This is a genomic window from Psychrobacter sp. NPDC078501 (assembly GCF_044900935.1).
Classification (GTDB): Bacteria; Pseudomonadota; Gammaproteobacteria; order Pseudomonadales; family Moraxellaceae; genus Psychrobacter.
On record NZ_JBJDOS010000001.1, the window covers coordinates 1 to 15881 of the forward strand.

The 15881-nt window shown below is 43.6% G+C and carries 10 protein-coding genes; 4 read left to right on the forward strand and 6 right to left on the reverse strand.

Going from position 1 to position 15881, the window contains the following annotated elements:
* Positions 1-60: 60 nt before the first annotated feature.
* A complete protein-coding gene (locus tag ACI2IW_RS00005) occupies positions 61-1353 on the reverse strand; it encodes a phosphatase PAP2 family protein (RefSeq protein ID WP_404692247.1) in 1293 nt (430 codons plus the stop codon).
* 321 nt (positions 1354-1674) lie between these two features.
* Between ACI2IW_RS00005 and ACI2IW_RS00010 the strand changes: the two genes are divergently transcribed.
* Positions 1675-2691: a bile acid:sodium symporter family protein gene (locus ACI2IW_RS00010; RefSeq protein ID WP_404692248.1), complete on the forward strand. Its 1017-nt coding sequence runs from the start codon at positions 1675-1677 to the stop codon at positions 2689-2691.
* 279 nt (positions 2692-2970) lie between these two features.
* Here ACI2IW_RS00010 and ACI2IW_RS00015 read toward each other — a convergent pair whose 3' ends face one another.
* From ACI2IW_RS00015 to ACI2IW_RS00030, 4 genes are read right to left on the reverse strand one after another with little or no spacing between them, the layout of a single operon-like run.
* On the reverse strand, positions 2971-3765 hold the full coding sequence (locus ACI2IW_RS00015) for an SDR family oxidoreductase (protein ID WP_404692249.1): 795 nt from the start codon (positions 3763-3765) through the stop codon (positions 2971-2973).
* A 26-nt stretch (positions 3766-3791) separates the two neighbouring features.
* On the reverse strand, positions 3792-4739 hold the full coding sequence (locus tag ACI2IW_RS00020; RefSeq protein WP_404692250.1) for an SDR family oxidoreductase: 948 nt from the start codon (positions 4737-4739) through the stop codon (positions 3792-3794).
* Complete coding sequence (locus tag ACI2IW_RS00025) at positions 4732-5619, reverse strand: bile acid:sodium symporter family protein (RefSeq protein WP_379544243.1); 888 nt, start codon at positions 5617-5619, stop codon at positions 4732-4734. The genes ACI2IW_RS00020 and ACI2IW_RS00025 overlap by 8 nt, the downstream gene beginning before the upstream one ends.
* Positions 5616-6932, reverse strand: coding sequence for a flavin-containing monooxygenase (locus ACI2IW_RS00030; protein WP_404692251.1), 1317 nt, complete (start codon positions 6930-6932; stop codon positions 5616-5618). The genes ACI2IW_RS00025 and ACI2IW_RS00030 overlap by 4 nt, the downstream gene beginning before the upstream one ends.
* A gap of 396 nt (positions 6933-7328) precedes the next feature.
* Here ACI2IW_RS00030 and ACI2IW_RS00035 point away from each other — a divergent pair, with 396 nt between their 5' ends.
* Entirely contained in the window at positions 7329-9638 is a 2310-nt protein-coding gene (locus ACI2IW_RS00035) for a TonB-dependent receptor (RefSeq protein ID WP_404692252.1), read from the forward strand.
* Positions 9639-9802: 164 nt separating this feature from the next.
* Positions 9803-11530 carry a multidrug ABC transporter permease/ATP-binding protein gene (locus tag ACI2IW_RS00040; protein ID WP_404692588.1) on the forward strand — a complete coding sequence of 576 codons (1728 nt, stop codon included), beginning with the start codon at positions 9803-9805 and terminating at the stop codon, positions 11528-11530.
* A gap of 169 nt (positions 11531-11699) precedes the next feature.
* Here the strand turns inward: ACI2IW_RS00040 and ACI2IW_RS00045 are convergent, their stop codons facing one another.
* Positions 11700-13205, reverse strand: coding sequence for a PepSY-associated TM helix domain-containing protein (locus ACI2IW_RS00045; RefSeq protein WP_404692253.1), 1506 nt, complete (start codon positions 13203-13205; stop codon positions 11700-11702).
* Positions 13206-13640: 435 nt separating this feature from the next.
* Here ACI2IW_RS00045 and ACI2IW_RS00050 point away from each other — a divergent pair, with 435 nt between their 5' ends.
* Positions 13641-15821 carry a TonB-dependent siderophore receptor gene (locus ACI2IW_RS00050; protein ID WP_404692254.1) on the forward strand — a complete coding sequence of 727 codons (2181 nt, stop codon included), beginning with the start codon at positions 13641-13643 and terminating at the stop codon, positions 15819-15821.
* Positions 15822-15881: the final 60 nt, after the last annotated feature.

Consider the following 15881-nt stretch of genomic DNA (forward strand, 5'->3'; position numbering starts at 1 on the left):
GACGTCTGCTTTGAATCGCTTTATGATTATGTTTGATGATCGTATAAGCAGGCATTTAATCTAAATGGCAGTTACACAGAATCTGGGATGGTCTCGTGTGATGAGGCTATCCTTTACCTGATCATCTTTTACCTGACTATCCTCTACCCAACTCTCATTATTAGCGGTTATCGCTTGTGTCTCTGCCGATTGTATCAACGCATCAATTTGTTTAAATAAATCAATATAGTCTTGGAGCAATACGTCATTTAATGGCTGCAAATCCAACAAAGGCAAATACAAATAATGAACTGTCGTACTCACGCTGCTATTAGCAGCTATTTTAAGATTATGGGTGTGGCTAGATATCTCAGCAGCTAAATCAACAACAATAATCTGATAATGAACTGAGTACGGTAGTTTTTCTGGCACAATCGACCGTTCTAGTAAATCGTAGCCAAACAACCAATAAGTTAAATGACTACTTAGATCCATCTGCATCAATCGAGCTGAAGCAACAACTTTGACCTTGTCATTAATAGCATACGGCGTGAGTGGATACTTTTGACTTTTGGAGAAAACTTTAAAATACCACTGCCCTAAAAGTGACATGCCATTGTAAATAATAATGATTGGCGCAAACTTAATCCGAGTATATACCGTGAGTCGACCGCTACTGCATTTTCGAAACCAACGTATATCCCGTATTGGCTTGTCCTGTTGATAAGCACAAGCCAACATTGTAAAACTGATCAACCAATATGAAGCAATAATAATGGCCAAATCTTCTACAACTTTAGACGCTATCATACTCATATTAGCAAAGTAAAACCCTGTCATCGCTATCAATAAGAATCCTATCACCCCCAGTGTCAGATGTTTAATCACCAGTGCATTACGGATTCGATTTGAGAGTATCATCACCAACACTGCCAATACTACCCCGCCGAACATATCTAACAAATGATGCTGATACGTCAACACTGTCGACAGTGCAATCAATGTACATATGCCAGTCAGCAACAATCGATAAGCCGCTGAACCCCATCTCTTTTTAGACGCTACAACATCCCATAATGATACGCCAAGCAACATGGCATAACTGACATGCAAAGATGGCAACTGATTAAATGGCTTGTCCACTAACTGCAAAAACTGATAGCCAAGCTGCGTCCAATCATCAGGTATCGAACGACTGAATGAGAAACGAGCAGGATAAAAATAGAAAATTAAACAGGCAAAAACGGTCGCCAAAATTAGACGATAGGACAGTAAAGATAACTGTATAGACGTACGTACTAAAAAAAAGCTCACCACAAATAAAACCAACGACCAGCTATAAGGAACAATCATAGCGGGAATGAAAGGAATCATGCTATCAAATGGCGTGGCGAGATTATAAATTTGCGATGGGTAGCGTGTATGTAAAGATACGCTATAAACAGTCGTTAAATTATAAAGCAAATAAAATATCGACAACGCAAGACATAGGTGTTTGAAGCGATTTAAATTTGATGGAGTTTGCAACACCTAGTACCTCGTTTGACTGTTGGATAAAAATTTCAAAAATATAATCATAGTTAAAGTTGTCATAATAGCAACTTATTGTTGGCTAAAAACCGCCCAAACCCATTGGAAATACAGTGAATTTGAACTTATACTTGACTATTTTCCGGACTTAGAAGGATTTGAGAAATGCAGTTTTTGAGGATGATAAGTCAGCAGTTGAGTCGATTTACGGCATTGGTTATTATTTTAGCGGCCGCAGTGACATTTATAGAGCCTGCGACTTTTTCTTGGGTGACAGGTGATACCCAAGTCATCGTTCTGGGTGTCATTATGCTCGCAATGGGTATGACACTAGGTAAAGAAGACTACAAGGTGTTGGCCCAGCGCCCGCTTGATATTTTTATCGGTTCAATTATCCAATATACCATTATGCCGATTTTAGCGATTAGCGTGGCTAGATTGTTTGACTTATCGCCTGGGTTGACACTGGGTCTAGTATTGGTTGGTACTTGTCCAGGTGGTGTGTCTTCAAACATTATGAGCTACCTTGCCAAAGGTGATGTGGCATTTTCGGTAGGTATGACCACCGTATCAACCATCATTGCACCGTTAGTGACGCCACTTTGGCTCAATTATTTGGTTGGTCAGTCTGTAGAAATGGATGGCTGGGGTATGTTCCGCTTTATGCTATTAGTGACATTGTTGCCAGTCGCTATCGGCTCTATGTTAAACATACTATTTCAAAACAAACACTGGTTTAATGATGTACGTGCAGTGATGCCAGGCGTGGCTGTATTAGCTTTCGCCGCTATCGTCGGTGGCGTTGCCGCTGTATTTGGTGATCAGTTCTTGCAGTCAGGGCTAGTCGTTATCTTGGCCATTGCAGTACACAATATCGTCGGCTACATATTGGGCTACTACTCAGGTACCTTATTTGGTATGAGTAAACCTAAAAAACGCACCATATCTATTGAGGTTGGTGTACAAAACGCAGGGTTGGCCACGGGCTTAAGCACGAAATTTTTCCCTGGTAATGCAGAGTCCGCCATCGCCGCCGCCGTTGCTTGTATTTGGCACTCTGTTTCTGGCTCTATATTGGCCAATATCTTCGCTTGGTGGGATAAACGTCAAGAAGCGAAAAATCCTACCGTCATCGAGACTGAAGAGACCATGGAGCTTGGTAAACCAATCAGAAATCATTAGTACTAATAAAGATAATACTGAACTAGGTGATATTGAACCAGTTAGTAAAGTTAAAACGCTATGAGTTAAAATACTATGCTAGATCATTGTTTCTAGCATAGTATTTTCTAATAAAGCACCTCTTAATACAGAGTCTTTCAACATAGAGACTTTTAACATAGTGTTTTCTAATAAAGCACCTTCAAATATAGAGCTCTCCAACATAGTATTTTTAGCATAGCACTATCGATAATTTGCATGAACCGCTAGCCTCTCTTCTAGGTTCTCACTTAACGTAGTCTACCGCAACTCATTTCCAAAACGTTTACGCACCTGACGCAAGTACAAAGTTGGCGCAATACGCCACAGTAAACTGCCAAAGCGTGAGAGAGAGTCCGGCAATATCCAACGTTTGCGCCGCTGTAAACCTTGATCGATCTGTTCGGCCATCCACTCAGCACTACGCATATTACCGATCATTGAGCGTGGATGTTTTGCGATACTGCCATCACGGCCGAGCGCGTGGTTCTCGATAGGTGTATCAAGAAAGCTGGGATAGACCATGAGGATATGTATACCTTCAGATTCTAGCTCCAAGCGCAATACTTCAAAGAACTGGGTCAGCGCCCCTTTTGCCGCACAATATGCTGCCCGCCCTGGAACTGGCATCCAGCCAGCCATTGAGCCAATACAGATAATTTGACCTTTAGATTCTCTTAGCATCGGTAGCGCAGCCATGGTCAGCTCTACTGCCCCCTGCCAATCTACTGACATGACTTTGCGGAACACTGCAGGGTCAGTCTGATGTGCTGGTGATCGATGGGTAATCCCAGCATTATTCACCAATAGATCAAGACGGCCAAAGCGTTCGCGAACTTGCTCAATGAGGCTAGCAATATCATCAATTTGAGTAATATCAGTGACGACTATCATAACTCTAGCAGAATCCTCTAACTCACGAGCGCGTGCAGTCAGCGCTTGCTCATCTATATCAGCGAGTACTAAGTGATGCCCAGCGTCATACCAGTGCCGTGCCATCGCCCAACCAAGTCCCGATGCAGCACCAGTGATTAAAGTAACATTTATTGATGACATTGATGGCATCGATGATTATCTCCCTATCAAGGTTTACGCAATCCATTACATTCGATGAAGTACTCAAAGGTTTCAGCAGACGTTTTTGCTAAAGAGTAACCAAATTCTTCTTTGAGTCGCCTGTTACTCAATACTGGGCGATAACGCAAAAAATTAACCTGCTCTGGTCCTGTTGGCTTACCAGCCCACTTTGCCACTTGTAAACCAGCTTTAACCAAACCCACTGGTAGGGTCAATAGCGGTTTGTTGAGTCGGTTTGCGATATCCCTCATCGTCAGTGCGCCATCGCCTGCCATGTTATAGATGCCAGCTTTGTCCTCGCGAATACCCATTCCCATAGCGCCGACCACGTCTTGATCCCAAATAAACACAAAAGGCGACTCACTGCCTTTGAGCGCAAACACGCGCGGTGCCATAAACAGACTGGTAATTTGATTGCGCGTATCAGCGCCTAGTACTGTGCCAGGTCGAAAAATCAGCTGCCGTAATTGTGGATGCTGCTCGCGGAATTCTGCAAGCATTTCCTCGACTTGTCTTTTGTGATCCGAGTAGGCAAACTCAGGATTACCGCGTAGGGCATCTTGCTCATCAATCCATTCAGGATTGTCAGCATGATAGCCGTAGGCAGCACCCGAACTGGTGAGCGTTATATGTGCAATATTTGCTTTGATGCAGCAATCGAGTACGTTGCGCGTGCCATTGACATCGATATTATAGTCACGAGCACGATCTTTTGACGCTTGTAAGATAGAGGCGAGATGCACGACATGGGTGATATCCTCTTCTTTTAGTAACGCTGCCAAACTCTCATCACGCACATCTAATACGTGAATTGGAAAGTCTAGGTCATCGCGCTTGCGAATATCTGTGCCTACTACATGATAATGAGCAGCCAGACGATTGCCCAACTGATGGCCGATGTAACCTGCAGCACCAGTGATTAATATACGTTTATTCATTATGCTTTTATTCATAGGGAATCCGTGCCCAAATTTGTGAAAGTGTCAGTCCTGACACCAAATGCCATACGCCCCAGAATGCCGTAATCAGCATCATGCCACCTGCCTCTGGGAAAAAAGTAAATAAAATAACCAGTCCTAGCCCTGAGTTTTGTATTCCTACTTCTAAAGTCACCGCGCGCCGATCCGCGACTGGCAACTTGAGCATCAGCCCCATGCCATAACCTAACGAAAGCGCCAATAAGTTATGACCAACGACCAGCCAAAAAAAGCTATGAAAACGCTCTAAAAATAGCGCAAAATTGCTAGAAAAAGCGATTGCCACAAAAGCCATCAGCACAAGCAGCGAGAAAATACGTAGCGGTTTTTGGATACGCACGACCAGATCTGGCAAGCGTCGCCCCGTTACCATACCCAGCACTAGAGGTAACGCTAACACTAATAGAACCAGTATCAGAATACTACTAGGCTCAATCGTTATCTTTGTCAGATACTCACGCGTGTGTGGGTTAAGCCAACCATAAAATGCAAAATTGACTGGTGTTAATATAGCCGCAGCGAGACTGGATACCGCAGTCATACTGACTGACACCGCAACATTACCGCGTGCCAGCCAAGTCATAATATTGGAAAAACTACCACCTGGGCAAGACGCGACCAAAATCATTCCTAGCGCCAACTCAGGATCGATATTCAACGCCCATGTAAACAGACACGTGGCTAAGGGCAATAGGAAGAATTGAGCAAAAAGGCCTGCTATCGGCGCAATGGGAGACAAAACGATACGCTTAAAATCTTCGAGGCGTAAGCTCAATGACACGCCGAACATCATCAGCGCCAAGATGAGATTAAGCAGAATCAAGCTTCGTGGCTCAAACGCCACTGCCGCTATCATATCTCTGATGCCAATACAGGCTGTTCTGTTTCGAGCTCAGCGATATGCTTGGACAGCGTTTCTAAGTATTCATCTTTGTTCACGTAATATGCCATACGCGCAAGCTTAATATAATCATAACCACCATCAAGTGTCTTGCCAGCACGCTTGCGTTTCACTTTATTGAACTGTTTAACGGCTGCTGTATGTTGCTGACGGTGCTGAATATATAGTGCAACGAGCCGCGCTTGTTGATTTCGACCCTCCCAGCCCAACCCTGCTGCCTCAACCATACCCATCATAAATAAATTATCATGCTCAGGATGAAAGACATTCATATAAAGCTGCGGCGCGTCATGATTGGCAGGCCAATTAAGCTGAGCTCGGTCAATAAATGGATAATCTAGTAAATACCCAGTCGCCATAAGAATCAAATCATAATCCTGACTTTCACCATCACTAAAGGTCACCGTATGACCATCGATGCGGCGAATATCACGGCGCGCCTTAATATCGCCATGACCCAAATGATGTAATACCAATGAATTGACCACAGGGTGTGATTCGTACATGCGATAGTTTGGGTTTGGCAGTCCATAATCAGAAGGTTTTCCGATGACCATACGAATCATCGCCGCATCCATGCGCTGTTTAACTGGACGCGGTAATTTTAGTTTTCCGCCTAATGTGTCAATCGGCTGACCCTTGATAAATTTGGGCAGAAAGTAGTAGCCGCGGCGCAGACTGATATCTACCGACTTGGCATGATGTACCGCATCAACGGCAATATCAGCACCCGAATTGCCACAGCCAATGATCAATACATGTTTGTCATTAAACGCTGATGGGCTACGATATTCAGAAGAATGCATCAACGTGCCTGCAAACGTACCCGGCAAACTTGGGATATTGGGGGTGTGCAAAGTACCATTTGCCATGAGCACACCATCAAACAGTCGCGATTGCTTTTGGCCATTGCACTCACTGACTAAGCGCCAGCCGTCGCCTTCAGGCACCATGCTGACCACGCGCGTGGAGAATTCATAATGTGATTTTAGATTGAACGTATCTGAAAAATCGCGGAAGTACTGACGGAGCTGGGTATGATGAGGATACGCCGCAACTGAGTCACTCATAGGAAACTCTTTGAACTCCGTCATACGCTTGGACGAAATCAAATGGGCACTTTCATACATGGTACTGTGTGGATTGTCGATATCCCATAGCCCTCCTACATCTGTATGTAGCTCAAAGCCGATAAAAGGAATATTGAGTTTTTGTAAATTTCGGGCTGCAGCGAGACCCATTGGACCTGCTCCAATTACTGCGTACATAAGCGCCACCTTAAAAATCCATTTCAATTATATAAATCAGTCAATTCCGTTTGACTGCACCTCTGGTGGGCGATACCAGCGTACTCCTTGCCCCTGATAAAACAATAGCATACATTGATACATGAACTGGCTCAAATGAATAAATTGTCCATACAGACTACTTATAATAGGTAAACCCATCCTCTGCTTTATACTTCTTTTTTGCTCTCTCTATACAGCCCACCCTACTCCCAAATATAAGACTATAGTCCTATTTATAAAGGATGCTATTAGCACCTTATCAAGCAACAGCCGTACTTTACCAAACCTAGTATATTTAAAATTGACTCAGTAATTCATTGTAATAGAAATGATTATCATTATAATAACGATTTAAATTACATGCTGGAAATATTCATGCAACTGTCTCGCTTATCTGCTGCTTTGTTCCGTCTTAATTCTCTGAATGTGTTTAGCTATTCTCTACGATTAGCGTCCATACCCTCACGTTTGCTATCAACGAAATCGCTACCTCTAAAATCACTATGTTCAGTCATCATACTAACCACAAGTCACTCGGCATGGGCGCTAGTAGATGATGCAGATGCTCAAACCACCCCTAATGTGGTACTGGACACTATCGTCGTGACCAGTAGTGCTGATGCGTCAGCAGATGGGCTACCTAGCGCATATGAAGGTGGACAGGTAGCGACAGGCAGCCGCGTCGGACTTTTGGGCAATCAAGACATCATGGACACGCCGTTCTCTACCACCTCATATACCAATGAATATATCACCAATCAACAAGCACATAGTGTGGGCGATCTACTCAAAAAAGATCCTACTGTTCGTGTGGCAAGAGGTTTCGGTAACTTTCAAGAAGCATATTTTATGCGTGGGTTTGTGACCACCTCAGATGACACGATGTTCAATGGTCTATACGGCATCTTACCAAGACAGTATATTGCAACTGAATTGTTCGAGCGCGTCGAAGTACAGCGCGGTGCCTCAGCGATGCTAAATGGCGCGGCACCGAGTGGTGGTAACGCAGGCGGTACTATCAACCTGTTACCCAAACGAGCGGATAATGAGCCACTACGTCAGCTAACGCTTGGTTATGGTCAAGGCGACCAAGGTAAGGTCGCAGTAGATGTCAGTGATCGCTTTGGTAACGATGATGCTATTGGTGTTCGTTTTAATGCTGCTTATCAAGATGGTGACAGCGCTATCGACGATGAGTCGTCGACCTTGGGTTTGGCTGCCCTTGGTTTAGACTATAGAGGAGATCAATATCGTCTATCAGCCGATTTGGGCTGGCAAGACAATAAACTATCAGAGACTCGTCCTAGTGTGACGCTTGCTGGCGTCTCTGATGTACCAAAAGCACCAGACGGCTCAAAAAACTGGGCGCAACCTTGGAGTTATTCAAACGAAGAAGATGTCTTTGGTACGATTCGCGGAGAATATGATTTTAATGACAACATCACTGGTTATAGTGCCTACGGTATCAGACATGGTGATGAGGACAACTCGTTAGCCAACCTTACAGTATCTGACGCAGATGGCACTGGCTCAACCTACCGCTTTGACAATGTTCGAGAAGATAAAGTACAAAGTGCTGAGCTTGGTCTGCGTGGTCAATGGCAAACAGGTAAGATTGATCACAACTGGGTATTAGCCGCCGATCTTTATGATCAAGAAGAAAAAGGCGCTTACGCTTTTGACTTTGGTAACCAACTCGCGACCAATTTGTACCGCCCGACAGATTATGACAATGCTTGGTCAGATACCGCTTTCTTTGGCGGACGTTTTGATGATCCTAAGCGAACGAGTGAAACTCAACTACAGAGTTTTGCGCTCGCAGACACGTTCTCACTGTTTGATGACAAGCTAAAAACTACAGTAGGCGTACGTCATCAAAATATCAAAACAACCAGCTATGACTACAATACCCAAGCCAAAACAGCTAGCTATGATGAAAGCGCATGGACACCAAGCGTCGGTGTCGTTTACCAGCCAACGATGGACTGGTCTGTATATGGCAACTATATTGAAAGTCTTGCCAAAGGTGCCGCTGCTCCATTGGTTGATAATTCTGGCAATGCCATAACCAATGCAGGACAAAACCTAGACCCCTATGTAAGCAAACAAACTGAGCTGGGTGTGAAATACGACAATGGCGCAATCGGTAGTAGTTTTGCCATATTCCATACTGATGAACCGCGTGCTTATATCAACAACTCAAATACGTTTACTGCTGCTGGAGAAAATCGCCATCAAGGTGCTGAGCTAACTGTCTTTGGTAGTCCAAGCGAAAACATGCGCCTCAATGCTGGTGTTACCTATTTAAGTGCTAAGCAAAAAGATACTGGTGATAGTGCATTAGATGGCAATCGAGTGATTGGTGTGCCTACCTTACAGAGCAATGTCAACCTAGAGTATGATTTGGCCGCCGTTGAAGGATTAACTTTAACGGGCGATATTATCCATACAGGTGCGCGTTATGCTGATGCCGCCAATACCTTAAAAGTTGATGGCTATACTACCCTAGATTTGGGTGCTCGCTATCGCACTATGCTGGCAGGACAAGACGTTACTCTAAAAGGTATGGTGACCAATGTCACAGGTGAAGACTACTGGCAATCTGTAGGTGGATTACCAGGCTATGGCTATCTAAATGCGGGTGAGCCAACGGCCTTAAAAGTATCGGCAACGTTCGATTTTTAAGCTTTATTAGTAGGCTTTATTAGCTTCCATAAAAGGGGTTAGGCGCGACCTAATCCCTTTCTGCTATCAAAAATTTATTTTATTACTGAGTTACTATGTCTTCTCGTACCACAGCGTCTTCTCATACCACAGCGTCTTCTCGTACGACTGCTTCTTTATATCATATGATTTGGGCGAATTATCGTCTGCCTTTTCTCAAAGTCATTCTGCTAAACCTGGTCAATGCCGCTGTCAGTGTCGGTATTATTGCCTATATCAATCATACCTTTATCAGTCAGCCAGTATTTGATACTTTATCTTGGCTCAGCTTGGGGCAGTTTTCCCTGCTGGTGTTGTTACTGCTAGTGACGACATTTTTATCGCAATATGCTTTGACTCGATTGGGACATCGATTTGTCTATGAGCTTAGAACCAAATTGGTCAAACAAATCATCGATACTACCGTTCCTCAGATAGACCATTTGGGTAGCGCACGCTTACTTGCCAGCTTATCCTCAGACATTCAATCGATTACCGTTGCTTTTGTCCGTATGCCAGAACTGGTACAAGGTATTATTTTATCTGTTGGCGTTGGGCTATATCTGGGTTGGTTGTCGTTGCCCTTATTGTTTATTGTGATGTTTTGGATTGTGATGACGATTTGGATAAGTACCATATTGGTCAAGCATGTCTATACGCATTTGACCGAGTTGAGAGAGATTAATGACGCGTTATATCAGGACTATCAATCGATAATAGAAGGTCGTAAAGAGCTGGCACTTAACCAACACCGAGCAGAAAAACTGTATACAGATGATTTTTTGGCTCATGCCAAATCGTACGAGAAGACCGTAACCAAATCTGATACTTTTCATTTATCAGCGGTGAACTGGTCCAATATTATGATGTTCGCATCGATTGGTATCGTGTTTGCAGTGGCCAATTATCTCGATATTCCGATGGGAGTTGCTACTACTTTTTCTTTGACGATTTTGTTTATGCAGTCGCCGCTCCTACATGCGGTTGGCGCTTACCCAACATTGCAGACCGCTCAAGTTGCACTAGAAAAGATACAGTCTTTAGAATTGGCCGAGCATCAGCTAAGCTTTGCGACAGATACTGTTGCACAGGACTGGCAGTCCATAACTCTGAATAATATCAATTATCGCTATGTAGGCAGTAGTCATAATAGTAATGCACCAGACACAGCAGTTAATAATAATGGTCAAAATAGCGATAACAGTGCTAACAGTGATAGCAATCAAAACCCTACCAATAACATCTTAAAGTCCGTCAATTTAACCTTGCAACGAGGTGACGTGGTTTTCTTAATCGGTGCGAATGGTAGCGGTAAATCCACTCTTGCCAAAATCATTACTGGTATCTTTACCCCTACTACAGGAACGGTACAAGTCGATGGACAAAGCGTTAATTCAGAGAACAATGCCGATTTTAGACAGCTGTTTTCTGCGATTTTTAGCGACCAGCATTTATTTAAACAGCTGATTGGAGTTCAAGGCCATGAGCCTGATGCGGACCTAGTGTCTGACTGGCTGCATAAGCTCAATCTACAAGAAAAAGTAAGCGTGTCTGACCATAAGCTCTCTACAGATAAACTGTCGCAAGGTCAGAGAAAACGCTTGGCCATGCTAATCGCCGTCGCCGAACAAAAGGATATATTACTGCTCGATGAGTGGGCAGCCGACCAAGACCCTGCTTTTCGTCGCGTGTTTTACCAAACGCTCATCCCTGAGCTAAAAGCCATGGGTAAGACATTGTTTATCATCAGTCATGATGACGGTTATTTTGAGCATGCTGATCGATTATTACTGATGAAAGAAGGCCGTCTCATTGAGCTAAATGCTGAAGAGCGACAGCGTGCTAGCAAAGATGCCATTGCTATGCTCAAGTAAGCAATGCTTTAACTACTAGCATGAACCGAGCTATTTCAAGCCCATAAAACGTTTGATCAACTTTAAGCTAAGTAGCAGTTAATCTGAGCATTTTTTAAGCAAAAAAAGGAGCGCCTTACGATAAGGCGCTCTTTTACTATATAAGGAATAACAGTATTCTGCTATTCGCTTATTTTAATAACTTCTGTAAAAACCCAACTCGAGAAATCACCAAGAAGTCTAATAGCGCGATAGCCACAATCGCAATAATAGCGGTCGGGAATATGATAGCCACAATTAATAAAGGAATAGCAAGCGGCCACCAGACGGAAACATTTAAGCCGCGAGCTGGTGGGTTTAATCCTACGTTATCACTCGCCTGACGAGGGCGACGCTGCCACCACATGATATAGCCACTGACACAAATAGCGATTACTGCTAGGCAAAACAGCACATTAGCCAGTACGCTCCACCATCCGAGCGTACCCATATGCAGCGCGATACCAGCCGCCATGAATTTACCAAACGCATTATAGTCGTCAAAATGAATATCAGCTAAGACATTACCCGAATAACGATCAATATGTACCGTACGATCTGCTATCGGACTTTTCATATCATAGCTCATTGAATCTTGGCTAATGGTCCAAACGCCTGTACTACCTTGTGGCAAGTTCAATTGATAACGCCCTTCAAAGCCGATTTCACGAGCGTAGCGATCCACCGTATCAATCATAATGGGTATGTTGGCGGCGATACCATCTTTACCCATAGTCGTGCCTGACACAGGCATTGGCGTCAGCTCAAGTACCCAAGGAACTTCTTTGGTGTCGCTTGAGTTTAGAGCACTGCCATGTGTGGGTGCATCAGTATGCGCCTCAGACGCTGCCGCACCATGTACATGCGGCGCTGGTGTAGACTCTTGCATAGCAGCGTGTTGACTGTGGTCAATCGATACGGGAACAGGCGCAACACCCCACTTACCTGCAGGAAACTGGCTCCATGCCTGCACCACTCTCTCACCCCATACACCTGCCCATGCCATGCCCGATATGCAGAAAAACAGTAGCAGCACAGATATCCAACTGCCCAATGTCGCATGAGTCGTACGGATAAAAGAGCGTTTTTTCTTATTGGTTACGCTCTCATTAGGTATCAGCATAGCTTTGACTGATTTACGTTTTTGCCACCACAGATACCAACCAGACAAAATCATTAAAATAGTCAATGATGCCGCCGTTTCTAACAAGTAATCACCAACTTTACCAATCAGCAAATCACTGTGAATATCGTTAAACGTACTATAAAGACCGCTACTGGTAGGCACACTTTGGACGATATCAGCCGTATAAGGGTTGACTGCCACCATATTGCTTTGGTCGTCTGATTTTATCTGAAATAAAGCCACCGTATCGGTATCACGAGGGGCGATATATTTAATCAGCGTGCTATCAGGCAAGGTGCTCAGCGCGTTCTTTGCTTGAGTAGAGACAGGTGCTTGAACCGTAGACTCTGGCACGACAACCGTTAAGCGGTCGTTGTCACGTCCTACTGTGTTGGACATAAACAGCATACCGAGCGCCGTTATCGCCAAAACAACTAAAAAAGGAGCAACAAAAATACCTGCATAAAAATGCCAGCGCCACACTGTGAAATAGCGTTGGTTGTTGGTGGGTTGGTTGGAGGGTGTGTCCATAAATGTGACCTTAAACAATCTTTGGTTGCTCAATAAACAACGTAAACCTATCGATAATAATGGTATATCTGCTTGCAAGACTAATCTTAAAAGGTCTCGCAAAGAACTAGGATAACGCCGATACAGCGATGTAAAAAATCTACTGTAAATAATTGTATTCAGAATGCTGCTGCATAATACGAGAAAAATCTGAGAAAAACCATCGTTTAAAATACATCGTTCAAAACAGTAAGTCTGCATGACTCTATCCGTAATACTGCTTCATTTGCAACACTGCGTCTCTACCTTTTTAAGTTCTGAAAATACTTCTCAAAACTGTCTCGTTGTAATTTTTTAATGATAATAATTATCATTAGTGTTATTATTAGCGTCGTTGCAAATTTGCTTTAACTGTCACAAATAATATTCAATCATTTTAGTCCAAGAGGAAATCTGATGCGGTCTCATCTAACCAATAACGTCATTCGCAAAAAATATCTCACCACAGCAGTACAAGTTGGCCTGATCATGGGTATGAGCCACGCCGCTTACGCTGTAGAGACGACAAACAATACTGAAAATGATGAGGCTGCTACACCCTCAGCCACCTTAGATGCTATTACCGTTTACTCAGATGGCTATCGTAGTACTGGCACCAAAACTGCATTGGATCCAAACGATGCGCCAATGAGTTATACCAGAATCGATCAAGACCTGTTACAAAAGCGTCAGGCAGATAGCATCAATGCTGCATTACGTTATGAACCAGGTGTAAGCGCTGAGAGCCGCGGTACAGTCTCTATCTTTGACGAATACAACATTCGCGGATTTAAGACCTATTCAAACTTTTATGACGGTCTAAGATTGCCTTATGATGGTACATATAACCTGATGCCCCAAGTAGATATCTATGCAACTGAAGCGGTCGAGGTAGTGAAAGGTTCGGCATCTTCATTGTATGGTTATGCAGCACCTGGCGGTATGGTCAATCAAATCGCCAAAGCACCTAAAAGCACTCAAGAAAACGAAATCCAGCTACGCTTTGGTACTCAAAACCTAAAAGAAGTGGCTATCGATAGCACGGGGCCTATCACCGACACTTTGGATTATCGATTTGTGGCGCTAAAACGCCAAAAAGATGGTCAAATGCAAACTACGGAAGAAGAGCGTCTATTGATAAATCCATCGCTTAAATGGCAAGCGACTGATGATGTCTCGGTACTTGCTAACCTCTTTTATCAAGACGATCCCGACATGGTACCCTCTACCCCATTACCTGCTGTCGGTACTGTCTATAATGCCAGCTATGGCAAATTGGGTAGCGATGCTTATGCAGGCGATAAATGGAATAAATTTAGCAAAGAAGTATTTATGCCAAGCGTCACCGTAAACTGGGACATCAATGATAAGTTAACGTTTAAACATATCACGCGCTATACCGATGCCGAAGCGCAGCAGCGCAATATGTATAACAATGAAGGATTTGTAGAGGGTAGTGATACGATTCTAGACCGTATAGCTTACACAACAGATGAAAGCATGAAAAACTGGACCACAGACAACCAGCTGGCCTATAAGTTTGATACCGCCAATACCTCACATAACCTACTGTTTGGTATTGAGTATCAAGAGACAGACAGCACCGCAACTTATTATGACGCTGGCGCAGATGGCACACCAAACCTTGACTTATCGAATCCAGATTTTTCACAAATCAGCACCGATATTCTACCATTAGATACCTTTAGTCGATACGATGATATCGAACAAAGCCAGCTTGGACTCTATGTGCAAGATGAAATGACGTGGCAAGACTGGACAGTGGTGGCAGGCTTACGACATGATAAATTCAAAAGTATCCTTGATCGAACCGATACATCGAAAGGTGTAATCCCTAGCGAAAAAATGATCGACAATGACGCGTCAGAAACCAGTGGACGTCTTGCTGCTATTTATAACTTTGATAATGGTCTATCACCGTTTTTGAGCTATTCGCAGTCATTTCAGCCAGTGGTCGGTAGTAACTTTATTACCAATGAACCATTTGAACCGACCACTGCCGATCAATTAGAAGCTGGTATCAAATATCTGTCTCCAGACCGTGCGACCAAAGGAACGTTTGCGGTATTTGATATTGCCCAAAAAAATGTCGTTGTGTCAGATTACGTCAAATATACAGATCAAACACAAACTGGTGAAATTGAGTCAAAAGGCTTTGAGATATCAGGTAGCCGTATGCTCAACGATTGGGTAGATCTCTCGGCAAGCTATAGCTACACCGATGCTGAGATCACAGAAGAAGAAATTAATCCTGAAGTGGTCGGCAACACTCCTGCCCAAACTGCTAAACACAAAGCCACGCTATGGGCAGACTACTATGCTACGGACAAACTCACTCTCAATGCTGGCATTCGCTATGAAGATGGCATGCAAATTGATAAACAAAACACAGATGAGCTACCAAGTGTGACCTTGGTTGATATTGGTGGCAGTTATCAGATCAACCCTATGCTCGCTGTCGGTGCTAGTATCAATAACCTCTTTGATAAGACTTATGTTAGTTCTTGCTATGACATTAACAACTGCTGGATGGGACCTGAGCGTCAAATGACAGTCAGTCTAAAAGCCAACTTTTAATCAAATTTATCCGTAGCGGGTTGGTTCTATTAGTAAGCCAACTCGTTGTTAGAAGGAAAG